The 22,489-nt window shown below is 73.7% G+C and carries 23 protein-coding genes and 1 tRNA gene; 15 read left to right on the forward strand and 9 right to left on the reverse strand.

Going from position 1 to position 22,489, the window contains the following annotated elements:
* Positions 1 to 157 precede the first annotated feature (157 nt).
* Positions 158 to 231, reverse strand: a tRNA-Pro gene (locus IH44_RS0124500).
* Positions 232 to 319: 88 nt separating this feature from the next.
* Complete coding sequence (locus IH44_RS0124505; protein WP_030461870.1) at positions 320 to 1,264, reverse strand: metallophosphoesterase; 945 nt, start codon at positions 1,262 to 1,264, stop codon at positions 320 to 322.
* 143 nt (positions 1,265 to 1,407) lie between these two features.
* Between IH44_RS0124505 and IH44_RS0124510 the strand changes: the two genes are divergently transcribed.
* On the forward strand, positions 1,408 to 1,863 hold the full coding sequence (locus tag IH44_RS0124510; RefSeq protein ID WP_030461871.1) for a GatB/YqeY domain-containing protein: 456 nt from the start codon (positions 1,408 to 1,410) through the stop codon (positions 1,861 to 1,863).
* 113 nt (positions 1,864 to 1,976) lie between these two features.
* Here IH44_RS0124510 and IH44_RS0124515 read toward each other — a convergent pair whose 3' ends face one another.
* Complete coding sequence (locus IH44_RS0124515; RefSeq protein WP_030461872.1) at positions 1,977 to 4,217, reverse strand: transglycosylase domain-containing protein; 2,241 nt, start codon at positions 4,215 to 4,217, stop codon at positions 1,977 to 1,979.
* Between the two features lie 401 nt (positions 4,218 to 4,618).
* Here IH44_RS0124515 and IH44_RS0124520 point away from each other — a divergent pair, with 401 nt between their 5' ends.
* Positions 4,619 to 4,942, forward strand: coding sequence for a WhiB family transcriptional regulator (locus IH44_RS0124520; RefSeq protein ID WP_030461873.1), 324 nt, complete (start codon positions 4,619 to 4,621; stop codon positions 4,940 to 4,942).
* 57 nt (positions 4,943 to 4,999) lie between these two features.
* On the opposite strand, the gene IH44_RS0124525 is transcribed toward IH44_RS0124520, so the two are convergent.
* Positions 5,000 to 6,169, reverse strand: coding sequence for an ArsA family ATPase (locus tag IH44_RS0124525; protein ID WP_035956251.1), 1,170 nt, complete (start codon positions 6,167 to 6,169; stop codon positions 5,000 to 5,002).
* 77 nt (positions 6,170 to 6,246) lie between these two features.
* On the reverse strand, positions 6,247 to 7,332 hold the full coding sequence (locus tag IH44_RS0124530; RefSeq protein ID WP_369794987.1) for an ArsA-related P-loop ATPase: 1,086 nt from the start codon (positions 7,330 to 7,332) through the stop codon (positions 6,247 to 6,249).
* Between the two features lie 163 nt (positions 7,333 to 7,495).
* Here IH44_RS0124530 and IH44_RS47375 point away from each other — a divergent pair, with 163 nt between their 5' ends.
* The 5 genes from IH44_RS47375 (at position 7,496) to IH44_RS0124555 (ending at position 10,329) form a co-directional block, all read left to right on the forward strand.
* Positions 7,496 to 7,651, forward strand: coding sequence for a DUF4177 domain-containing protein (locus IH44_RS47375; RefSeq protein ID WP_014136749.1), 156 nt, complete (start codon positions 7,496 to 7,498; stop codon positions 7,649 to 7,651).
* 2 nt (positions 7,652 to 7,653) lie between these two features.
* Positions 7,654 to 8,118 (forward strand): RidA family protein, encoded by a 465-nt coding sequence (locus IH44_RS0124540; RefSeq protein ID WP_030461876.1) that lies wholly within the window; start codon positions 7,654 to 7,656, stop codon positions 8,116 to 8,118.
* Between the two features lie 205 nt (positions 8,119 to 8,323).
* Entirely contained in the window at positions 8,324 to 9,166 is an 843-nt protein-coding gene (locus IH44_RS0124545; protein WP_051817278.1) for an NUDIX hydrolase, read from the forward strand.
* A 109-nt stretch (positions 9,167 to 9,275) separates the two neighbouring features.
* Complete coding sequence (locus IH44_RS0124550) at positions 9,276 to 9,467, forward strand: hypothetical protein (protein WP_030461878.1); 192 nt, start codon at positions 9,276 to 9,278, stop codon at positions 9,465 to 9,467.
* Between the two features lie 40 nt (positions 9,468 to 9,507).
* Positions 9,508 to 10,329 (forward strand): MBL fold metallo-hydrolase, encoded by an 822-nt coding sequence (locus IH44_RS0124555; RefSeq protein WP_030461879.1) that lies wholly within the window; start codon positions 9,508 to 9,510, stop codon positions 10,327 to 10,329.
* Between the two features lie 121 nt (positions 10,330 to 10,450).
* Here the strand turns inward: IH44_RS0124555 and IH44_RS0124560 are convergent, their stop codons facing one another.
* Together IH44_RS0124560 and IH44_RS0124565 are read right to left on the reverse strand one after the other, a co-directional pair.
* Positions 10,451 to 11,125, reverse strand: a complete 675-nt coding sequence (locus IH44_RS0124560) for a Crp/Fnr family transcriptional regulator (protein ID WP_014136744.1) — start codon at positions 11,123 to 11,125, stop codon at positions 10,451 to 10,453.
* A 147-nt stretch (positions 11,126 to 11,272) separates the two neighbouring features.
* Positions 11,273 to 11,929, reverse strand: a complete 657-nt coding sequence (locus tag IH44_RS0124565; protein WP_030461880.1) for a GntR family transcriptional regulator — start codon at positions 11,927 to 11,929, stop codon at positions 11,273 to 11,275.
* A 159-nt stretch (positions 11,930 to 12,088) separates the two neighbouring features.
* Between IH44_RS0124565 and IH44_RS0124570 the strand changes: the two genes are divergently transcribed.
* Entirely contained in the window at positions 12,089 to 13,312 is a 1,224-nt protein-coding gene (locus IH44_RS0124570; RefSeq protein ID WP_030461881.1) for an amidohydrolase family protein, read from the forward strand.
* Positions 13,313 to 13,423: 111 nt separating this feature from the next.
* Here IH44_RS0124570 and IH44_RS0124575 read toward each other — a convergent pair whose 3' ends face one another.
* Entirely contained in the window at positions 13,424 to 14,617 is a 1,194-nt protein-coding gene (locus IH44_RS0124575; RefSeq protein ID WP_030461882.1) for an amidohydrolase, read from the reverse strand.
* A 100-nt stretch (positions 14,618 to 14,717) separates the two neighbouring features.
* Positions 14,718 to 15,170 (reverse strand): universal stress protein, encoded by a 453-nt coding sequence (locus tag IH44_RS0124580; protein WP_157852454.1) that lies wholly within the window; start codon positions 15,168 to 15,170, stop codon positions 14,718 to 14,720.
* 273 nt (positions 15,171 to 15,443) lie between these two features.
* Here IH44_RS0124580 and IH44_RS0124585 point away from each other — a divergent pair, with 273 nt between their 5' ends.
* The 7 genes from IH44_RS0124585 (at position 15,444) to kdpC (ending at position 22,359) form a co-directional block, all read left to right on the forward strand.
* Positions 15,444 to 16,010 carry a universal stress protein gene (locus IH44_RS0124585; protein ID WP_051817276.1) on the forward strand — a complete coding sequence of 189 codons (567 nt, stop codon included), beginning with the start codon at positions 15,444 to 15,446 and terminating at the stop codon, positions 16,008 to 16,010.
* A complete protein-coding gene (locus IH44_RS0124590) occupies positions 16,007 to 16,393 on the forward strand; it encodes a hypothetical protein (protein ID WP_030461885.1) in 387 nt (128 codons plus the stop codon). Before IH44_RS0124585 ends, IH44_RS0124590 begins: the two co-directional genes overlap by 4 nt.
* A 410-nt stretch (positions 16,394 to 16,803) precedes the next feature.
* Positions 16,804 to 17,646, forward strand: a complete 843-nt coding sequence (locus tag IH44_RS0124595) for an NAD-dependent protein deacetylase (RefSeq protein WP_030461886.1) — start codon at positions 16,804 to 16,806, stop codon at positions 17,644 to 17,646.
* Between the two features lie 260 nt (positions 17,647 to 17,906).
* Positions 17,907 to 17,996 carry a K(+)-transporting ATPase subunit F gene (gene kdpF, locus IH44_RS43705; RefSeq protein ID WP_035956252.1) on the forward strand — a complete coding sequence of 30 codons (90 nt, stop codon included), beginning with the start codon at positions 17,907 to 17,909 and terminating at the stop codon, positions 17,994 to 17,996.
* Position 17,997: 1 nt separating this feature from the next.
* Positions 17,998 to 19,659, forward strand: a complete 1,662-nt coding sequence (gene kdpA / locus IH44_RS0124610) for a potassium-transporting ATPase subunit KdpA (protein WP_030461887.1) — start codon at positions 17,998 to 18,000, stop codon at positions 19,657 to 19,659.
* Positions 19,659 to 21,731: a potassium-transporting ATPase subunit KdpB gene (gene kdpB / locus IH44_RS0124615; protein WP_030461888.1), complete on the forward strand. Its 2,073-nt coding sequence runs from the start codon at positions 19,659 to 19,661 to the stop codon at positions 21,729 to 21,731. Before kdpA ends, kdpB begins: the two co-directional genes overlap by 1 nt.
* A 19-nt stretch (positions 21,732 to 21,750) precedes the next feature.
* The gene (kdpC, locus tag IH44_RS0124620; protein ID WP_030461889.1) at positions 21,751 to 22,359 is read left to right on the forward strand and encodes a potassium-transporting ATPase subunit KdpC; all 609 of its coding nucleotides are present in this window, start codon (positions 21,751 to 21,753) and stop codon (positions 22,357 to 22,359) included.
* Positions 22,360 to 22,489: the final 130 nt, after the last annotated feature.

Below are 22,489 nucleotides of genomic sequence, written 5' to 3' on the forward strand. Positions count from 1 at the left end.
CCCCGCATCCGATAACCCGTCACCCCCGCCCCACCCCTCACCGGAACAGCCCAACGCCCCACCTGACGCCCCCTCACCGCCCCGCCCGGACGGCCGACGAAAAACAGCTGGGGCCGGTGACTCTTGCGAGTCACCGGCCCCAGCTGGTGTTACGAAGTCGGGGTAGCGGGATTTGAACCCACGGCCTCTTCGTCCCGAACGAAGCGCGCTACCAAGCTGCGCTATACCCCGGTCCTGCGTTGTTGCCTTCCGTGTCCGGCGCAACGAGTAGAACTCTACAGGAGGTGGGGCCAGAGACGAAATCCGGTTTCGGGGCTGGTCAGCGCGGGGTGGGGGTGAGGGTGAGGAGGGTGGCTTCGGGGGGGCAGGCGAAGCGGACGGGGGTGTAGCGGTTGGTGCCGCAGCCGGCGGAGACGTGGAGGTGGGAGCGGCGGCCGGCGGCGGTGTGGGTGGAGAGGCCCTTGACGCGGTCGGCGTCGAGGTCGCAGTTGGTGACGAGGGCGCCGTAGAAGGGGATGCAGAGCTGGCCGCCGTGGGTGTGGCCGGCCAGGATCAGGGGGTAGCCGTCGGCGGTGAAGGCGTCGAGGGTGCGGAGGTAGGGGGCGTGGACGACGGCGAGGGAGAGGTCGGCGTCGGGGGAGGGGCCGCCGGCGACGGCGGCGTAGCGGTCGTGGCGGATGTGCGGGTCGTCGAGGCCGGTGAACTCGATGTCGAGGCCGGCGACGGCGAGGCGGCCGCGGGCGTTGTTGAGGTCGAGCCAGCCGGCCTGGTCGAAGCCGTCGCGGAGTTTCTGCCAGGGGTTGTGGACGGCGCCGCTGATGCCGCGGCGGCCGGTGCCGTCGGGGTTGTTGAGGCCGTGGACGCCGCTGCGCAGGGCCTTGAGGTAGCGGGTGGGGCTCTTGCGGGCGGGGCCGTAGTAGTCGTTGGAGCCGAAGACGTAGACGCCGGGGAAGTCCATCAGCGGTCCGAGGGCGTCCAGGACGGCGGGGACCGCGAGCGGGTCGGAGAGGTTGTCGCCGGTGTTGACGACCAGGTCGGGGCGGAGCCCGGCGAGGCTCTTCAGCCAGCGCTGCTTCTTGGCCTGGCCGTTGACCATGTGGATGTCCGAGACCTGGAGGATCCGGACGGGCCGGGCGCCGGCGGGCAGGATCGGGACCTCGACGCGGCGCAGGCGGAACGAGCGGACCTCGTACCCGGCGGCGTAGACGAGACAGGCGGCGCCGGTGGCGGCGACACCGAGCGGGACGGAGTACAGCGGTCGCATCGGTCCATGGTCGCAGACGGGTCGAACGGGCCGACGGCGGCCCGGGGCCGGGAGGCCCTGACGGGGCGTCAGGGGCGGGACGGGAGGGGCGGCGGGCGGTAAAGGAGCGGCGTCGGGGCTGGGCAGGTGCCAGAATCGGCGGCATGACGACGCTCAAGGAGCAGCTGCAGGAGGACCTCACGGCTGCGATCAAGGCACGGGACGAGCTGCGCTCGTCCACCCTCCGGCTGACGCTGTCCGCGGTCACCAGCGCGGAGGTGGCGGGCAAGCAGAAGAAGGCGCTGTCCGATGCCGAGGTGCTGCAGGTGATCGGCAAGGAGGCGAAGAAGCGCCGGGAGGCCGCGGACGCGTTCGAGGGCGCGGGCCGGGCCGACCAGGCCGCCCGGGAGCGCTCCGAGGGCGAGGTGCTGGACGCCTACCTGCCGAAGCAGCTGACGGACGAGGAGCTGGCCGCGGTGGTGGCCGCCGCGGTGGCGGAGTCCGGGGCGAGCGGGCCGCAGGGCATGGGCGCGGTGATGAAGCTGGTGCGTCCGCAGGTGGAGGGGAAGGCGGACGGCGGCCGGGTGGCCGCCGCGGTGAAGGCCGCGCTGGCCGGCTGAGGACCGAACACAGGGCCGGTAAGGGCCGGCAGGGACCGGCCGGAACCGGCCGGAACGCGGAACCGCCCGCGGGGAGATGTTCTCCTCGCGGGCGGTTCGGCGTGCTGGGCCGGTCAGTGGCGGCCGGGCTTGCCGGTGTTGCCGCCGATGACGTTCGGCGGGAGGGTGAAGCCGCCGTTGACGGCGCCTCCGTTGCCGCCGCCGGTGGGCCAGCCGTTGCCGCCGCCCTGGGCGTTGTCGCCGGAGGGGGTGGAGGGGCTGTCGCCGGGGTTGGGGGTGGCCGGGGGCTGGGTGGGCTGCGGGATGTCGACCTTCTGGAAGCTGGCCGCCGGGCTGCCGTCCAGGGCGTCGTTCATGGCCTTCTGCCAGATCGGGCCGGGGCCGTCGGAGCCGTAGACCGCGTCGAAGTAGTGGCCGCCGATGCGGACGTTGCGCATCGAGACGTTGCCGCCGACGCCGCCGAGCCAGACCGAGGTGGCCAGGTTCGGGGTGTAGCCGGTGAACCAGGCCGCGTAGCGCTTGTCGGTGGTGCCGGTCTTGCCGGCGATCTGGCGGCCGTCGTCGAGGCCGAGGGCGGAGCCGGTGCCCTTCTCGGTCACGCCGAGCAGCAGGGTGTTGATGCCGTCCGCGGTGGTCTGGGTCATCGCCTGGTTGCAGTTGGCGCCCGGGACGTGGATCTCCTTGCCGTCGCCGCCGGTGACCGAGTTGATGGCGATCGGCGAGCAGTAGAGGCCGCGGGCGGCGAACGCCGCGTAGGCGGTGGCCATCTGCAGCGGGCTGACCTCCTGGGTGCCCAGGGTCATCGAGGCGACCTGCTGGATCTTGGTGCCGTTGGCCAGGGTGCCGAGGCCGAGCTTGTCGGTCATCTGCTTCACCGGGCAGAGGCCGACCTGCTGCTCGAGCTGGATGAAGTAGGTGTTGACCGACTTCTGCATGGCGACCTGGAGGCTGTAGGGACCCTGCTCGCCGGCGGCCTCGTTGGTCAGCGTCTGCGGGTCGTGGGTGGTGCCGTCGCAGGTGGTCATCTTGGGGTACTCCATGCTGTAGGGCGAGGGGTACTCCTGGGTGATCGGGATGCCGGACTCCAGGGCGGCCGCGGCCACGATCGGCTTGAAGGTCGAGCCGGGGGAGAAGCCGTTGCCGCCGCCCATCGACGCGCCGACGTTGAGGTTCAGCACGGTCTGGTTCTTCGAGGTGTCCAGGCCGTACGGGCGGGTCTGGGCCATGGCGAGGATCTTGCCGGTGCCGGGCTCGATCATGGTGCCGGCGGCGGACACCGGGTCGGTCACGTAGACCTTCTTGGTGACCGCGTTGTACATGGCGCTCTGCTTGTCCGGGTCGATGGTCGTGTTGATCTTCAACCCGCCCTGGGACCACAGCTTCTGACGGTCCGCCGCGGTCGCGCCGAACGCCGGGTCCTGCTTGATCACGTGGCGCACGTAGTCGCAGAAGAAGCCCATGCCCTTGTCCGCGGTGATGCAGCCGTTCTGCGGCTCGGAGTACTTGATGCCGAGCGGGGCGGCCAGGGCGTCCTTGGCCTGCTCGGGGGTGATGTGCTTGTACTCGAGCAGCTTGTTGATCACCGTGTTGCGGCGGGTCTGCGCGGCCTGCGGGTGGGCGATCGGGTCGTACGCCGTGGGGTTCTGCACCAGGCCGGCCAGCATCGCGGCCTCGGGGACGGTGAGGTCCTTGGCGCTCTTGCTGAAGTACCGGTTGGCGGCGGCCTCGACGCCGTACGCCTGGTGGCCGTAGAACGTGATGTTCAGGTAGTTGGTGAGGATCTGGTCCTTGCTCAGGTCCTCTTCCAGCTTGATGGCGTACTTGAGCTCCTGGATCTTGCGGCCCAGGCTCTTCTTGGTGGCCTCCAGGAAGGCGGCCTGGTCGTCGCCGGCCTGCTCGACGAAGACGTTCTTCACGTACTGCTGGGTGAGCGTGGAGGCGCCCTGCGCGGTGGTGCCGGACTCGGCGTTCTTGGTGACGGCGCGGAGCACGCCCTTGAGGTCGATGGCGCCGTGCTCGTAGAAGCGGGCGTCCTCGATGTCGACCTGGGCCTGGCGCATCACCGGGGCCATCTGCTCGGCGGTGAGGATGGTGCGGTCGCGGTCGTACACCTTGGCGATCAGGCCGCCCTTGGCGTCGTAGATCATCGACACCTGGGAGAGCGGGGGCTGCTTGAAGTCGTCCGGGATGTTGTCGAACGACTCGGCGGTGTCCTTGGCGGTCAGGCCGAACGCGCCGACGGCGGGCAGGGCCATGCCGGCGACCAGGACGCCGGCCAGGATCGAGCCGCCGAGGAACTTGACGCCGTGCCCTGCCTTGTCCAAGAGGGAGCCGGTGGATCGCGTAGGTGCCATGGGGAGAACCCTACGTCTCGGAATCCCGTACAAGGGGGCAGGTGTTCGCCTACGCTTGTCACAGAACTGCGACAGCTTCGTTCTGTTCATCGTCATCACTCTTGTGAGTGATGAGCTTTGTCCGATTCGCGGGATTATGTCCGCGATCCGGGCGGATGTACAGCGGGCCGCCGTCGCGCACCGTGACGAAAAGGCCCCTTTCCGCCCCCGGCAAGGCCCCCGACCTGCAATCACTCCAACGAGTGAGCTACTGGACACCCATAGTCCGATCGGGTCATTCGAGATTGGGCACACAGGGGCTGTTGCGCTGTGCCGTTCTTCCGTAACGTCCTCAACTGGCAACGGTGAATATGCCGTTGCCGCCGTGGGGGAGCCCCGAATCGGGAGAGGACGGCGCCGGGATGGGCTGGGTGGACGACTGGAGCGCGCAGGCGGCGTGCCGCACGAGCGATCCGGATGAACTGTTCGTGCAGGGGGCGGCGCAGAACCGCGCCAAGGCGGTGTGCAGCGGGTGCCCCGTGCGCACCGAGTGCCTCGCGGACGCGCTCGACAACCGGGTCGAGTTCGGCGTCTGGGGCGGGATGACGGAGCGCGAGCGGCGGGCGCTGCTGCGCCGGCGGCCGACCGTGGACTCCTGGCGCCGGCTGCTGGAGACCGCGCGCACCGAGTACGAGGAGTCGCTGGCGACCGGGGTGGTCCTGCGGGACTACGCCCAGGCCGGCTGACGCGACGTCAGGAAGCTTCGTCGGGCGGGCCGTCGGCCCTCCCGCGGGTCCACCGGGTCAGGCGGGGGCGCCGGGCCCGGCGGGTCGGGCGGGGGAGCCGAGCCGGTCGCCGATGGACCGGAGGCCGTCCAGGTCGTGGACGTCGCCGGGGAGGGCGGGCACCTCGACGATCGGCACGTCCGGGTAGACCGAGGCGAAGCGGTTGCGGGTGCGCCGCTCCCTCGTCATGATCTGCATCCGCTCGGCGTGCAGCCGCAGCAGCCCGGCGGCCAGGGTCTCGGCCTCCGCGGTGGCGTGCGGGGTGCCGTTCTCCTCCAGGGCCTCGGCGGCGGCCAGCGCGCGCTCGGCGGTGAGCTGCGGGGCGCCGGTGGAGTGCACCCGGTTGAGCACCAGGCCGGCCAGCGGCATGTCGTCGTCGGCCAGCCGGTCGACGAAGTAGGCGGCCTCGCGCAGCGCGTCCCGCTCCGGGGCGGCGACCACCAGGAACGCGGTGCCCTCGGCCTTCAGCAGCTGGTAGGTGCGGTCGGCGCGCTCCCGGAAGCCGCCGAACATCGAGTCCGTCGCGGAGACGAACGTCTGGATGTCGGTGAGCAGTTGGGCGCCGAAGATCTTGCCGAGGGTGCCGCTGATCAGCCCCATGCCGACGTTCAGGAACTTCATCGCGGACCGGCCGCCGACCTTGGCGGGGGCGGTCAGCAGCCGGATCACCCGGCCGTCCAGGAAGGAGCCGAGGCGGCTGGGGGCGTCCAGGAAGTCCAGCGCGGAGCGGGACGGCGGGGTGTCGACGACGATCAGGTCCCAGCGGTCCTCGGCCCGGAGCTGGCCGAGCTTCTCCATCGCCATGTACTCCTGGGTGCCCGCGAAACCGGCCGACAGCGACTGGTAGAACGGGTTGTCCATGATCGCCTTGGCGCGGTCGGGCTCCGCGTGGGCCAGCACGACCTCGTCGAAGGTCCGCTTCATGTCCAGCATCATGGCCTGGAGTTCGCCCTTCCCGCGGGTGCCCTCGACCACCCGCGGGGTGTTGTCCAGCTCGCTCAGGCCCATCGACTGGGCCAGCCGGCGGGCCGGGTCGATGGTCAGCACCACGACGCGGCGGCCGCGCTCGGCGGCGCGCAGGCCGATCGCGGCGGCGGTGGTGGTCTTGCCCACGCCGCCGGAGCCGCAGCAGACCACGATCCTGGTCCGCGGGTCGTCGATCAGGGTGTCGATGTCCAGCCCGGTCATGCCGCTCCCCGTCGTCGCGGTCGTCGCGTCGCCCGCTGCGGGCGCGCCGCCTGCCGTGCCCGCGCCGTTCCCCGGGCTCACGCCGCTCCCTGCCGCTTCAGCTCGCCCGCCAGCCGGTACAGCCCGGCCAGGTCCATGCCCTCGCCGATCAGCGGCAACTCGTAGGTGGGGAGCCGCAGTTGCTGGAGGTCGGCGCGCTGGGCGCGCTCCAGCTCGACCCGCTCGGCGTGCTCCCTGGCCTGTTCGAGCAGCGGGTCGAGCAGCGGCTCGACGTGCGCCCGGACGGTCTCCGGCTTGCGCGAGCGCCCGCCCAGTCCGGCCTCGCCGAGGGCCAGCGCGACCTCCTCGCGGTGGTCGCCGTCGGCCGCCGCCACCGCCGCCGCGTCCAGTATCGGCGGGCGCACCATGTTGACCAGCACGCCGCCGACCGGCAGGCCGGACTCGCGCAGGTCGGCGATGCCGTCCACCGTCTCCTGCACCGGCATCTCCTCCAGCAGGGTGGTGAAGTGCACCGCCGTCTCCGGGGAGCGCAGCACCCGCATCACCGCCTGCGCCTGGGAGTGGATCGGCCCTATCCGGGCCAGGCCCGCGACCTCGGAGTTGACGTTCAGGAAGCGGGTCAGCCGGCCGGTCGGCGGGGCGTCCATCACCACCGCGTCGTAGCGGCGGCGGCCGTCCGGGCCCTTGCGGCGGGCCGCCTCGCAGGCCTTGCCGGTGAGCAGCACGTCGCGCACGCCCGGGGCGACGGTGGTGGCGAAGTCCACGAAGCCGACCTTCTGCAGGGCCTTCCCGGCCCGGCCCAGCTTGTAGAACATGTCGAGGTACTCCAGCAGCGCCTGCTCGGTGTCGATGGCCAGCGCGTGCACCTCGCCGTGGCCCCGGCCGGGCAGACCGAGCTGGGCGGGCGTCACGGTGGCGACCCGGCGCTCCTCGTACGGCAGCGCGGCGATCTGGAACAGCTCGGCGATGCCCTGGCGGCCCTCCACCTCGATCAGCAGGGTGCGGCCCCCGTCGGCGGCCAGCGCCAGGGCCAGCGCGGCGGCCAGCGTGGTCTTGCCGGTGCCGCCCTTGCCGCTGACCACGTGCAGCCGGACGCCCTCCCAGTCCGGCTCGCGCGGCGGTGCCTGCTCGGTCGGCCCCGCCGTACCGCTGGTGCCCGCCACGCCCGCTCTCCGTCCGTCGCTCTCGTCCGGGGGCCCGCGGCGCCCCTCACCGCGAGGGTAACCAGCGAGCGCTCCGGATGCCGGGAGCATCCCGGTGGCCCCGGCGAATCATGCCCGCTTTGTGTCCCACCTCACACCGGCCCGGGCGGCTAGAGTCACCCCCATGACCAAGTGGGAATACGTCACCGTGCCGCTGCTCGTGCACGCCACCAAGCAGATCCTCGACACCTGGGGCCAGGACGGCTGGGAGCTCGTCCAGGTCGTCCCCGGGCCGAACCCGGAGCAGCTGGTCGCGTACCTCAAGCGCGAGAAGGAGTAGTCATGGGCCAGGTCGAGCAGAGGCTCGCCGAGCTCGGGCTGACGCTGCCCGAGGTCGCCGCCCCGGTCGCCGCGTACGTCCCGGCGGTGCGCGACGGCGTGCACGTGCTGACCTCCGGTCAGCTGCCGATGGTGTCCGGGAAGCTCCAGCTGACCGGCAAGGTCGGCGCCGAGGTCACCGCGGAGGAGGCCAAGGAGCTGGCGCAGGTCTGCGCGTTGAACGCGCTGGCCGCGGTCAAGTCCGTGGTCGGCGACCTGGACCGGGTCGAGCAGGTCGTCAAGGTGGTCGGCTTCGTGGCCTCCGCCCCCGACTTCACCGGCCAGCCCGGCGTGGTCAACGGCACCAGCGAACTGCTGGGCAAGGTCTTCGGCGAGCGCGGCGTGCACGCCCGCAGCGCGGTCGGCGTGGCGGTGCTGCCGCTGGACGCGCCGGTCGAGGTCGAGCTGATGGTCCGGGTCCGGGACTGACCGGAACCGAGCGGAACTGACCGGAACCGGTCGGTGCTGACCGGTGCTGGTCGGTCACCGGCCGGGAGGTTCGGGCGGGGCCCGTCGCCGTGCGCGGTGGCGGGCCCTTCGCGTGCGCGGCGACGGCACCGGCGGCCGCGCTGCGGTACGCCTCGGCGAGGCGGGCCCTTCGCGTGCGCGGCGACGGCGGTTAACATCCGTGAACATGCTGGAGATGCCGCCGTCCTGGCCCGACCGAATCCGCGCCCTGGCCGCCGGGGAGCTCGTCCCCGCCCCGCCCCGGGCCTCCGCCACCGTGGTGCTGCTGCGCGAGGGCGCGGCCGGGCCGGAGGCGTACCTGCTGCGCCGGCGCACCACGATGGCCTTCGCCGGCGGGATGTACGCCTACCCGGGCGGCGGGGTCGACCCGCGGGACCGGGAGGTGCGCCCGCCCTGGGCCGGGCCGACGGTCGAGGAGTGGGCCGAGCGGCTCGGAGTGGACGGGGAGACCGCCTGCGCGGTGCTGTGCGCGGCCGTCCGGGAGACCTTCGAGGAGGCCGGGGTGCTGCTGGCCGGGCCGGACGCGGGGACGCTGGTCGAGCCCCGGGACTGGGCGGCCGAGCGGGGCGCGCTGGAGCGCCACGAGCTCTCGCTGGCCGAGTTCCTGACCGAGCACCGGCTGGTGCTGCGCAGCGACCTGCTGGCGCCCTGGGCCCGCTGGGTGACCCCGGAGTTCGAGGAGCGCCGCTTCGACACCTGGTTCTTCGTGGCCGCACTGCCGCCCGGGCAGGCCGCCGCGGACACCGTCGGGGAGGCCGACCGGGTCGCCTGGCTGACCCCGGCCGCGGCGGTGGCCGGGTTCGAGGCGGGCGAGTTCGGGATGCTGCCGCCGACCGTCACCGTGCTGCGCGAGCTGCTGCCGCTGCGCACCGCGGCCGAGGCGCCGGCCGCCGCGGCGGGCCGGACGGTGGACCGGGTGCTGGGGCGCGCCGAGGTGGTCGGGAACCGCATGACGGTGCGCTGGGACGGGTATGACGAGCTGACTATCGACGGCGTGTTCCCGGCGTGAGAACCTTCCCCCGGAACGATCACCCGGCCCCGTGCCGGACCGTACCGCTGCCGGAAACCGCACCCACCGTCCCGACGCTCTGACGTACTGACCTCGGAAGGAGACTCCGATGACCCACAACGACGTGGCTCGCCGGACCTCGGCCACCCCCGCCCGCACCGTCACCCCCCGCGCCGCCGCCTGCGACGGAACGACGCCCTGGGAGACCGCCCGCCCGCTCACCCGCGCCCTGCCCGGCCGGGCCCTGCTCCGCCCGCTGCCGGCCCGCCGGCTCAGCCGCGCCGAACGGGACTCCGAGTGAGCGCGGCGCGGGCCGCCGCGAACGACCCCGAGGACACCGCGTGAGCGGCCTGCTCCCGGGCGACCCCGCCGACGCCGTCGGCGGGGTCGCCACCCCGCGCGCCCAGTGCGTGCTGGCCCCCAACCCGTCCCCGATGACGCTGGACGGCACCAACACCTGGCTGCTCTCCGAACCCGGCTCCGACCTCGCCGCCGTCATCGACCCCGGCCCGCTCGACGAGACCCACCTGCGCCGGATCGTCGACACCGCCGAGCAGCAGGGCAAGCGGATCGCCCTCACCCTGCTCACCCACGGCCACGCCGACCACGCCGAGGGCGCCGCGCGGTTCGCCGAACTCACCGGCACGCCCGTCCGCGCCCTCGACCCGGCGCTGCGGCTCGGCGAGGAGGGCCTGCACGGCGGGCAGCGCCTCGACGTCGGCGGCCTCGACCTGCGGGTCGTCGCCACCCCCGGGCACACCTCCGACTCGCTGACCTTCCACCTGCCCGCGGACGGCGCGATCCTCACCGGTGACACCGTCCTGGGCCGCGGCACCACGATGGTCGCCCACCCCGACGGGCGCCTCGGCGACTACCTCGACTCGCTGCGCCGCCTGCACACGATGGCCTCCGAGTACGGCGTCCGCACCGTCCTGCCCGGCCACGGCCCCGTCCTCGCGGACGCGCTGGGCGCCGTCGACTACTACCTGGCGCACCGGGCGGCCCGGCTCGCCCAGGTCGAGACCGCGGTCGAGGCCGGCTGCCGGACGGCCGCCGAGGTGGTCGCCCGGGTGTACGCCGACGTCGACCCGGCGCTGTGGCCCGCGGCGGAGCTCTCGGTGCGCGCGCAGCTCACGTACCTGGAGGACCGGGGCCTGATCTGAGGCGGCCGCGGCCCGCGGCCCGCGGCCCCGGAACGCGGAACCGCGCCCGGGGGCACCTGGCGGTGCGGTCGGGCGCGGTTCGGTCGGGCGCGGTGGCCGGGCGCGGTGCGGGCGGCCGGGTTCAGCGCGAGCGGCGGGAGAGGCGTTCGACGTCGAGCAGGACGACCGCGCGGGCCTCCAGCTTGAGCCAGCCGCGGCCGGCGAAGTCGGCGAGCGCCTTGTTGACCGTCTCGCGGGAGGCGCCGACCAGCTGGGCGAGCTCCTCCTGGGTGAGGTCGTGCGCGACGTGGATGCCCTCGTCGGACTGGACGCCGAAGCGGCGGGAGAGGTCGAGCAGGGCCTTGGCGACGCGGCCGGGCACGTCGGAGAAGACCAGGTCGGACATCACGTCGTTGGTGCGGCGCAGGCGGCGGGCGATGGCGCGCAGCAGGGCGATGGAGACCTCGGGGCGGGCGTGCAGCAGCGGCAGCAGGTCGCCGTGGCCGAGGCCGAGGAGCTTGACCTCGGTGAGCGCGGTGGCGGTGGCGGTGCGCGGGCCCGGGTCGAAGAGCGAGAGCTCGCCGATCATCTCGGAGGGGCCGAGCACGGCGAGCATGTTCTCGCGGCCGTCGGGGGAGGCCCGGTGCAGCTTGACCTTGCCCTCGACCACGACGTAGAGCCGGTCGCCCGGGTCGCCCTCGTGGAACAGCGACTCACCGCGGGCGAGCGTCACCTCGGTCATGGAAGCGCGGAGCTCGGCAGCCTGGTCGTCGTCGAGTGCCGCGAACAGCGCGGCGCGCCGCAGAACGTCGTCCACGAGCTTCCTCCTGCTGGTGTCTGGGCAGTGCTACTCACCACCAAGGATGACGCATGTCGCTCCGATCATATGAGGAGGGGGTGTGCCGGGGTGGGGCCTACGCGGCCATTCGCGCAGTTCGGGTAGGCGTTTCGCGCCACCGGGGAGCTACTCGCCGAGGGCCTGCCGGGCGAAGGCGCGGGTGCCGGCGACGTGGTGGCGGGCGAGGGCGGCGGCGGTCTCGGGGTCGTGGGCCTTGATGGCGTCGAGCAGTTGCTGGTGCTCGGTGCACATCGGGAGGCTGGTCTCGGCGTCGGAGGTGAGCCGGAACAGGCGGCGCAGCCGGCCGTCGAGCGGGGCCATCATGTCGCGCAGCAGCGGGTTGCCGGAGAGCTCGACGATCTCGCGGTGGAAGTCGGCGTTCAGGCTGACCGTCTCGCGCAGCCGGCCGGCCTCGGCGGCCTTGCGGGTGCGGGCCAGGATGCGTTCGAGGCCGCGGATGCCGGCGGGGGTCGCGTGCCGGGCGGCGAGGCTGGCGGCCAGGGCCTCCAGGGACTCGCGGACGGCGAAGAAGTGCTCGGCCTCGGCGGGGCCGAAGTCGGCGACGACGGCGCCGCGGCGGGCCTGGACGGAGAGGAAGCCCTCGCGTTCGAGGCGCTGCATGGCCTCGCGGACCGGGATCCGGGAGACGCCCATGCCGTCGGCGAGTTCGCGTTCGACCAGACGCTGCCCGGCGGGGTACTCGCCCTCGATGATCCGTTCGCGCAACTGGACGTAGACGAGGTCCGCCAGCGACTGGTGGGCGTCGCCGAGGGTGTCGGTCATCGGGGGCTCCAGGCGGAAGCGGGCGGACGGAGCGGGCAGTAGATCAGATCATTCCAGATCGGTGCGGACCGCCCTCTTGTTTGGTATTCGGTATACCGGATAGCTTGGCCGCCCGGCCGGTGCGGACCGGATTCACCCACTACCCCTCAGGAGGCCCCCGTGACCGCCCTCCCGCCGCCAGGCCCGCACCTGCTGCTGGACGCCGCCCTCCCGGACGGCTCCCGGGCCGACCTGCGGATCGCGGACGGCCGGATCGCCGCGCTCACCCCCGTCCCGGCCGGGCGCGAACGGGCCGAACCGGGCCCGGGCGAGGCCGCACTGGACGGGGCACTGCTGCTGCCCGCCCTGGTCGACGGGCACGCCCACCTCGACAAGACCTTCCTCGGCGCGCCCTGGCAGCCGCACCGCGCCACGGCGAACCTGCGCGAGCAGATCGCCTCCGAGCGGGCGCTGCGCCGCGAGGTCGCCGCGCAGGCCCCGGTGGCGGAGCGGGCGGAGGCGCTGGCCCGCCGGATGGCCGCGCTGGGCACCGGCTTCGTCCGCTCGCACGTCGACGTCGACCCGGACACCGGGCTGGACCACCTGCACGCCGTGCTGGAGGCGCGCGAACGGGTGCGGGAGCTGATCGACGTGCAGCTGGTGGCCTTCCCGCAGAGCGGCGTGGTGGCCGAGCCCGGGGTGGCCGGGCTGCTGGACGCGGCGCTCCGCGAGGGCGCCCAACTGATCGGCGGACTGGACCCGTTCGGCTTCGACAACGACGTGGACGGCCAGCTCGACGTGGTCTTCGGCCTCGCCGAACGGCACGGCGCGGGCGTCGACATCCACCTGCACGACGGCGGCGAGGCCGGCGCGGCGCAGCTGCGGGCGATCGCCGGGCGGACCGCGGCGCTGGGCCTGGGCGGGAAGGTCGCGGTCAGCCACGCGTACTGCCTGGGGCAGCTGGCCGAACCCGAACTCACCCGCACCGCCTCGGCGTTGGCGGCGGCCGGGGTGGCCGTGATGACCAACGGCCCGGCCCGGACCATGCCGCCGGTGAAGCTGCTGCACGAGCTGGGCGTGCTGGTGTTCGCCGGCTCCGACAACATCCGCGACGCGTGGTGGCCGTACGGCACCGGCGACATGCTGGAGCGGACCACCGTCATCGGCCTGCAGGGCGACCTGATGACCGATCAGGACCTCGTGCTGGCAGCCGAGTTCGCCACCAGCCACGCCGCCCGGGCGCTGGGCGTCGAGGAGTACGGGATCGCCGTCGGGCGGCCCGCGAACCTGGTGGCCGTCGCCGCGCACTCGGTGCCCGAGGCCGTCGCCGCGCACCCCGAGCGGCTGCTGGTGCTGCACCGCGGCCGCACCGTGCTGGACCGGCTCAACAGCCCGCTGCGGTAAGGCGGTTCAGGGCTCCGCGCACACATCCGCAGTACCCCGGAAGGATCCCCCGTGCCATGACCCCTCGGCTCCACCGATGACCGGGCACCCGCCCCGGCCGAACCGCCCGACTCACGGTTCCAGCGAGCCGTGCTCGGCGACCACCCGGCCGGCCTTCACCACCAGTTCGCGCGGCGGCAGGTCGACCACCACCTGCGGGGTGCACTCGCCGTCCACCAGCAGGAAGTCGGCGGGCGAGCCGGGCGTCAGGTCGGCCCGGGGCAGGCCGAGCAGCTCGGCGCCGCCGTGCGCGGCCAGCTCCAGGCAGTCGGTCAGCTCCTGGTCGGTGCGGGCGTCGGTGGTCCAGCCGAGCAGGTGCGCCCGGTGCAGCATGTCGGCGTTGCCGTACGGGCTCCAGGAGTCCCGGACGCCGTCCGAGCCGAGGCCGATCCGCAGACCGCGGGCCTGCAGCTCGCGGAACGGCAGCACCTGGTGCGCGGACGGGGCGACCGTGGTCAGTGCGATCCCGGCGTCCGCCAACACGTCTGCGGTACGGGCGAGTTCGGCGGCGGGCAGTTCGGGCAGGCAGAACGCGTGGCTGGCCGTCACCCGGCCCTGCAGGCCGGCCGCGACCGTCCGGGCGGCGAGTTCGCGCAGCGGGCCGAGGCCGGCCGCGCCGCGGTCGTGCAGGTGCACGTCCAGCAGCACGCCGTACCGCTCGGCCAGGCCGAACAGCAGGTCGAACTGCTCGCGGCCGTCCGCGCTGCCGCCGTCGAAACCGGCCGGGTCGATGCCGCCGACCGCGTCCACCAGGTGCTCGCGGGCCGCCTCGGTCAGCAGCTCCGCCACGCCCGGGGTGCGCACCACGCCGTGCTGCGGGAACGCCACCGACTGCACGTCCAGCTTTCCGGCCAGCCGCCCGGCGGCCTCGCGCAGGCCGGTGGCGCCGGCCAGGCCGTACGCGGGGGCGACGTCCACGTGCGCGCGGACGGCGCGGGTGCCGCGGGTCACCGCGTGGGCCAGCAGGCGGTGCGCGCGCTCGCCGATCGGGGCCCGCTGGTGCTCGTACAGCTCGACGTCGCCGACCACGTACTCCGGGAGGCTGTGCGCCGGACGGCGGCTGTACCAGGGCTCGCCCCAGCTGGTCTTGTCCGGGTGGATGTGCGCGTCCACCAGCGTCGGCAGCGCGATCCGGCCGCCGCCCTCCAGCACGGACGACGGGTGCGCGCCCGGCGGGAGTTCGGCGGCCAGGACGCCGTCCACGGCGACCAGGTCGGTGACCGGGCCGCCGAACGGGCGGACCTGGCGGAACAGCGTGACGTGCATGGTGTCGCTCCCGGGGCGGTGCTGAAGGCTCTGTCCGGAACCAATCAAACCGCTTCCGGGGTTTCAGTCAACTTGCTTGCACTGCAAGGGAGTTGACGCTTCAGGCTGCCCGGGCTGAGGTGTGCGGCGCGGCCTGCGGGCCCGAGTACGGGACGGGCGGGTCGGCGGGGACGGACAGCACCGGGCAGCGGGCGTGGGCGCGGCAGTGGTGCTCGGTGCGCGCGCCGCGCAGGTGCGGCAGGCCGGGACGGCGGTGGCCGTCGGAGCCGAGCAGCAGCAGGTCCTCCGGGCCGCCGACCGCCGCCACCAGCGCGGGCCCGGCCGGGCCGGCCGCCACCACCGGGCGAACCACCACCCCACCCGGCCAGCCCCCGACCGCGTGCCGCAGCGCCGCGTCCAGCAGCCGCCGGGCCGCCGCGTCGGACGGGCACCCGGCCAGCAGCGGCACCAGCACCGCGCCCCGGGCCGCCGCCTCCGGCACCGCCCGCCGCAGCGCGGCCAGACTGCCCGGCGAACCGTCCACGCCGACCACCACCAGGGGTTCCCGCGCCATGACGGCCACCTCCTCGTTCTCCTCCCCGTTCCCTCCTCGTTCCCCTTCTCCAGTGAACGCCCGTCCGGGGCGGCCGGGCGTCAAGGCGGCGTCGGGAAACCGGCGGTGGGCGTCAGGGAGGCGTCAAGGCGCGGCTCGGGGCCCGTCCGGGCAGGTCTGCTGGTGGGACGCGGGCCCCGGCGACCGGAAGGCCGGGGCCCGCGCACCCGGCGGCACGAGCCGGGACGCATCGCGGGACGGGCCGGAGCGGTCCGGAAGGGGACGGAGGGCGTGATGGCGGAGCCGGTGCGCGTCGTGGTCGGAGTCAGCGGGTCGCTCGGCAGCCTGGCCGCCCTGCACCGCGCCGTCGCCGAGGCCCGGCGGGCGGGCGACCGGGCGGGCGGCGGTGCGGGTGGCGGCGCGGAGGTGTTGGTGCTGCACGCCTGGGAGCCGCCCGGCGGCGAGTTCGGGTACCGGCGCTCGCCCTGCCCGCCGCTGCTGTCCGCCGTCCGGGCCGCCGCCGAGGAGCGGCTGGCCGGGGCGCTGGCGGAGGCGTTCGGCGGGGCCGACCCCGGCGTGCCCGTCACCGCCCGGACGGTGCGCGGCGAGCCCGCCGCCGTCCTGCTCGCCGCCGCGGACCGGTCCGGCGACCTGCTGGTGCTCGGCCCGTCCGGCCCCTGGTGGCACCGCGGCCTGCGCCGCCCCGTCCCCACCCGCTGCGTGCGCGCGGCCCGCTGCCCGGTGCTGGTGGTGCCGCGGCCCGAACTCGCCCTGGTGCTGGACGGGTTGAGCGGGCGCGGGGTGGACGCGGAGCTGCGCGGGCTGGTCGGTTCGGGTCGGCGGACGGGCGGCCGGGGATGAGCGCGGCGACGGTGCCGGGGCGGCTGCCGGCCGACCTGTCGGCGGTGCTGGCGCTGCTCACGGGGGCCGGGCTGGCCGCCGGGCTCGGCCTGCTGGGGGAGCTGCGGCCCGGCTGGTTCGCACTGACGGTGTTCACCGCCGGGTGCGCGGCCCTCGGCGGGTGGTCGAGGCCGGTGGCGGCGCCGCTGATCGGCCTGGCGGTCTGGCTGTTCCACAACGGTTTCGCGGAGCACCGGCACGCCGAGCTCGGCTGGTCCCGGCCGGCCGTCGAGGCCGGGCACCTCGCGCTGCTCACGGGCGCGGCCCTGCTCGCCGCCCTGGCGGGTGGGGTGTCGGCCCGGTGGCGGGCGGCGGGCCGGACGACGGGCCGGACGACGGGGTGACGGCGCGGTGAGCGGCGGCGGCCGGGGCTGTGGGGCCCGGCCGCCGCGAACGGGAGCGGCCCGGACGGTGCGTGGGGGCATCGTCCGGGCCGCGGCCGGTCCGGGCGTCGCGGTCCGGCAGCCGCGGGGCGGGCGGGGGCGCGGGCGGTGCCCGGGAGGGGCTCGGGTGGCGTCCGGCGTGCGGCGGTTTCGTGGAAGCGCTCCCAAGAAAGGTCAGTACGCGTCTTCTGCCCGGGCGGTGAATCGAAGTACAAAGGATCCAGCGGAAGTTCGGGCTGTGGGGGCCGGAACGGCCGCACCCGGGGCGGCCTGGGCGGTGCGTGGGGGTACTGCCTGGGTCGCCGGGTTTCCGCCCGGTTCCCGCCGGGGTTCCTGCCCGGGCCCGCCGGTTCCGCGCGGGGCGTTCCACAATGGACGGCATGAGCGCGCACGAGGACGGACTTCCCGCGGTGGCCCGGCTGCTGGCCGGGGGCGGGGTGGTGGTGCTGAGCGGGGCCGGGCTGTCGACCGAGTCCGGGATTCCGGACTACCGGGGGCCGGACGGGGTCCGCCGGAACCGGGCGCCGATGACGTACCAGGAGTTCGTGGCGGGGGAGCCGGCCCGGCGGCGGTACTGGGCGCGCAGCCACGCGGGGCGGGCGGTGATCGCCGGGGCGCGGCCGAACGCGGGGCACCTCGCGGTGGCCCGGCTGCGGGAGGCGGGCCGGGTGGCGGCGGTGATCACCCAGAACGTGGACGGCCTGCACCGGGCCGCGGGCACCGCCGACGCGGTCGAACTGCACGGCGGCCTGGACCGGGTGGTCTGCCTGGACTGCGGCGCCCGCAGCCCCCGCGCCGAGCTGGACGAGCGCCTCGCCGCCCTCAACCCGGCCTTCCGGGACGCCGGTTCGCGGATCAACCCGGACGGCGACGTCGAGCTGCCGGACGACCTGGTGGCCTCGTTCGCCGTCGCGCCGTGCGCCTCCTGCGGCGGCGTGCTCAAGCCGGACGTGGTGTTCTTCGGCGAGAGCGTCCCCAAGGAGCGGGTCGAGCACTGCTACCGGCTGGTGGACGAGGGCCGGGCCCTGCTGGTGCTCGGGTCCTCACTGGCGGTGCTGTCCGGCCTGCGCTTCGTGCGGCACGCCGCGAAGGCCGGCAAGCCGGTCGCCATCGTCACCCGCGGCACCACCCGCGGCGACGACCTGGCCGCGGTCCGGGTGGACCGTCCGCTCGGCGAGGCCCTGACCGCTCTGGCCGCGCCCTTCGCGCGGTAACCGCGCAGGTCGCGCAGGTCGCGGCGCAGGCTGCGGCGGGGGTCCGTCAAGGGGGCGTCAAGGTCGCGCGGGCGGCCGTATGGGGGGCGTCAGGGAGCGCGGGGACGGCCGGTTCCGCTGCTTGGCTCGGGGGTGCCGGGAAAAGCACCGGTTCCGTTCCGAGCCACCTTGGTGGATGCCATGTCAGACCTGATCTACGTCGGTGTCACGGTCGCCGTGTTCGCCGTCATCGCCCTGATCGCGCGGGGGGTGGAGAAGCTGTGAGTGCCGCGCACATAGCCGGTCTCCTCGTCGCCGCCGCGCTGGTCGGGTACCTCGTCCTCGCGCTGATCCACCCGGAGAAGTTCTGACATGGGTGCGACTCTCGCCGGGTGGCTGCAGGCCGTCGCCCTGGTCGGCGCGCTGGCCCTGTGCTACCGCCCCCTGGGTGACTACATCGCCCACCTGCTGACCTCCGCCAAGCACCTGAGAGCCGAGCGCGGTCTCTACAAGGTGGTCGGCGTCGACGCCGACGCCGACCAGCGCTGGCCGGTGTACCTGCGGTCGGTGCTGGCGTTCTCCGCGCTCTCCGTGCTGTTCCTGTACGGGCTGATCCGGCTGCAGACCCACCTGTTGCTGTCGCTCGGGGTGCCGGAGATGGAGGCGCACCAGGCGTGGAACACCGCGATCTCGTTCACCACCAACACCAACTGGCAGTCGTACAGCGGTGAGTCCGCGATGGGGCACCTGGTGCAGATGGCCGGGTTGGCGGTGCAGAACTTCGTCTCGGCGGCGGTCGGCATCGCGGTGGTGGCGGCGTTGATCCGCGGGTTCACCCGCAACCGCACCGACCGGGTCGGCAACTTCTGGGTCGACCTGACCCGGATCGTGCTGCGGCTGCTGCTGCCGATCTCGATCGTCTTCGCCCTCGTGCTGGTCGCCAGTGGCGTGGTGCAGAACTTCCACGGCTTCGAGCAGGTGACCACCCTCGGCGGTGGCACCCAGTCGGTCCCCGGCGGGCCGGTGGCCTCGCAGGAGGTCATCAAGCTGCTGGGTACCAACGGCGGCGGCTTCTACAACGCCAACTCGGCGCACCCGTTCGAGAACCCGACCGGTTTCACCAACCTGCTGGAGGTGTTCCTGCTGCTGGTGATCGCCTTCGCCCTGCCGCGGACCTTCGGCAAGATGGTCGGCGACCACCGCCAGGGCTACGCGATCGTCGCGGTGATGGGCCTGTTCTGGGTGGCCTCGGCGGCGTTGATCACCTTCTTCGAGCACCAGCACTCCGGCAGCGCGCTGCAGGCGGCCGGCGCGGCGATGGAGGGCAAGGAGCAGCGCTTCGGCGTCGCGGCCTCCAGCCTGTTCGCGGCGTCCACCACGCTGACCTCGACGGGTGCGGTGAACTCCTTCCACGACTCGTTCACGCCGCTGGGCGGCGGCCTGACGGTGTTCGACATGATGCTCGGCGAGATCGCGCCCGGCGGCACCGGCTCCGGCCTGTACGGGATGCTGATCCTCGCGATCGTCGCCGTCTTCGTGGCGGGTCTGATGGTCGGCCGCACCCCCGAGTACCTGGGCAAGAAGCTCGGCGGCCGGGAGATGAAGTTCGCCTCGCTGTACATCCTCACCACCCCCGCCATCGTGCTGATCGGCGCGGGTACCGCGATCGCGCTGCCCGGCGAGCGGGCCGGGATGCTGAACGACGGCGCGCACGGCTTCTCCGAGGTGCTGTACGCGTTCACCTCGGCGGCGAACAACAACGGTTCCGCGTTCGCGGGCATCACGGTGAACACCACCTGGTACGACACGGCGCTGGGCCTGGCGATGGTGTGCGGCCGGTTCCTGCCGATGGTGTTCGTCCTCGCGCTGGCCGGTTCGCTCGCCCGGCAGCGGCCCGTCCCGGCGAGTGCGGGAACGCTGCCCACGCACCGGCCGCTGTTCGTCGGCCTGCTGTCGGGCGTCGTGCTGATCGTCGTCGGCCTCACCTACTTCCCGGCCCTGGCCCTCGGGCCGATCGCAGAAGGTCTCCACTGATGTCCACCACCGTCCCTGAAGTTCCGCAGCGGGCCGCGGGCGGCCTGCTCGATCCGAAACTGCTGCTCGCCGCGCTGCCCGACGCGGTGCGCAAGCTCGACCCCCGGGTGATGGTGAAGAACCCGGTGATGTTCGTGGTCGAGGTCGGCTCGGTGGTCACCACCGTCGCCGCGGTCGCCCACCCGTCGGTGTTCGGCTGGGCGATCACGCTCTGGCTGTGGCTGACCACCGTCTTCGCCAACCTGGCGGAGGCCGTCGCCGAGGGCCGCGGCAAGGCCCAGGCCGACACCCTGCGCAGGGCCAGGACCGAATCCGTCGCCCGACGCCTCACCGGCTGGCCCGCCTCGTCGGCCGAGGAGGAAGTCCCGGGCACCGCACTGCGGTTGGGCGACCACGTGGTGGTCGAGGCCGGGCAGGTGATCCCGGGTGACGGCGACGTGGTGGAGGGTGTCGCGTCGGTGGACGAGTCGGCGATCACGGGCGAGTCCGCGCCGGTGATCCGGGAGTCCGGCGGCGACCGCAGCGCGGTGACCGGCGGCACCAAGGTGCTGTCCGACCGGATCGTCGTCAAGATCACCTCCGAGCCGGGCAAGACCTTCATCGACCGGATGATCGCCCTGGTGGAGGGCGCGGCCCGGCAGAAGACGCCGAACGAGATCGCCCTGAACATCCTGCTGGCCTCCCTGACCGTGGTCTTCCTGATCGCCGTGGTGACGCTGCAGCCGATGGCCGCCTACGCGGGCGCCCCGCAGCCGACGATCGTGCTGGTCGCGCTGATCGTGGCGCTGATCCCCACCACGATCGGCGCGCTGCTCTCGGCGATCGGCATCGCCGGCATGGACCGTCTCGTGCAGCGCAACGTGCTCGCCATGTCGGGCCGGGCGGTGGAGGCCGCGGGCGACGTCAACACGCTGCTGCTGGACAAGACCGGCACCATCACGCTCGGCAACCGGCAGGCCGCCGAGTTCCTGCCCGCGTCCGGGGTCACGGTCGAGGAGCTGGCGGACGCCGCGCAGCTGTCCTCGCTGGCGGACGAGACCCCGGAGGGCCGTTCGATCGTCGTCCTCGCCAAGACCGGGTACGGCCTGCGGGCCCGCGCCCAGGGCGAGTTGGCGCACGCCGCCTGGGTGCCGTTCACCGCGCAGACCCGGATGTCGGGCGTGGACCTGGACGGCCGGCAGGTCCGCAAGGGCGCGGCCGGGTCGGTCGCCAACTGGGTGACGGGCAGCGGTGGTTCGGTCGGCGCGGACGTGTCCTCGCTGGTCGACGGGATCTCCGCGGCGGGCGGCACCCCGCTGGTGGTGGCCGAGCGCGAGGGCGGCGGCGTGCCGCGGGTGCTCGGCGTGATCCACCTCAAGGACGTGGTGAAGGAGGGCATGCGGGAGCGCTTCGAGGAGCTCCGCCGGATGGGCATCAAGACCGTTATGATCACCGGTGACAACCCGCTGACCGCCCGGGCGATCGCCCAGGAGGCGGGCGTCGACGACTTCCTCGCCGAGGCCACGCCCGAGGACAAGATGGCGCTGATCAAGCAGGAGCAGGAGGGCGGCAAGCTGGTCGCCATGACCGGCGACGGCACCAACGACGCCCCGGCGCTCGCCCAGGCCGACGTGGGCGTGGCGATGAACACCGGCACCATGGCGGCCAAGGAGGCCGGCAACATGGTGGACCTCGACTCCAACCCCACCAAGCTGATCGAGATCGTCGAGATCGGCAAGCAACTGCTGATCACCCGGGGCGCGTTGACGACCTTCTCGATCGCCAACGACGTCGCCAAGTACTTCGCGATCATCCCGGCGATGTTCGCGGGCGTCTACCCGGGCCTGCGGCACCTCAACGTCATGGGCCTGCACAGCCCGACCTCCGCGATCACCTCGGCGGTCGTCTTCAACGCCCTGGTCATCGTCGGCCTGATCCCGCTCGCCCTGCGCGGCGTCAAGTACCGCCCCACCGACGCGAGTTCGCTGCTGTCCCGGAACATCGGAATCTACGGGATCGGCGGCCTGATCGTGCCGTTCGTCGGCATCAAGGCGATCGACCTGGTCGTCCAGTTCGTCCCCGGCCTCAACTGACAAGAGAGGAGAACGAGACATGCCCACCTTCCTGCGCACCCACCTCACCGCGCTGCGGATGCTGCTGGTGATGACCGTGATCCTCGGCATCGCCTACCCGCTGCTGGTCACCGGCGTCAGCCAACTCGCCTTCCGGCAGAGGGCGAACGGCTCGATCGTCGAGGTCGACGGCAAGCCGGTCGGCTCCAGCCTGCTCGGCCAGCGCTTCGACCTGCCGCAGTCCGACCCGAGCGCACCGGCCCGGCCCGACCCGAAGTGGTTCCAGCCCCGCCCCTCCGCGGGCGGCTACGACCCGGCCGCCTCCGGCGCCTCCAACCTCGGCCCGAACAGCGCCGACCTGCTGAAGGCCGTGCAGGAGCGCCGGGCCGCGATCGCCGCCTTCGACGGCGTCGACCCGGCCACCGTCCCGCCGGACGCGCTGACCGCCTCCGGTTCCGGACTCGACCCGCACATCTCCGTCGCCTACGCCAAGGAACAGGTCGGCCGCGTCGCCCGGGAACGCGGCCTCCCCGCCGCACAGCTCGACCGGCTGGTCGAGGAGCACACCGACGGCCGCTCGCTCGGCTTCCTCGGCCAGCCCGGCGTCAACGTCCTCGAACTCAACCGGGCTGTCGCCGAACTCAAGTGACGGACCGTCAATTCCCTGCGCAGGCCGTCCCGGACGCTCCCCCGTCCGGGACGGCCGACCGTATGCCAGGCCGACTCCCGTGCCGTGCAGCCGAGAAGAGTCGCCATGCCCGCCGACGACGGGCCCGCCG

Origin of the sequence: Kitasatospora sp. NRRL B-11411, from assembly GCF_000721345.1 — a bacterium.
In the GTDB taxonomy this organism is placed as follows: domain Bacteria; phylum Actinomycetota; class Actinomycetes; order Streptomycetales; family Streptomycetaceae; genus Kitasatospora; species Kitasatospora cineracea.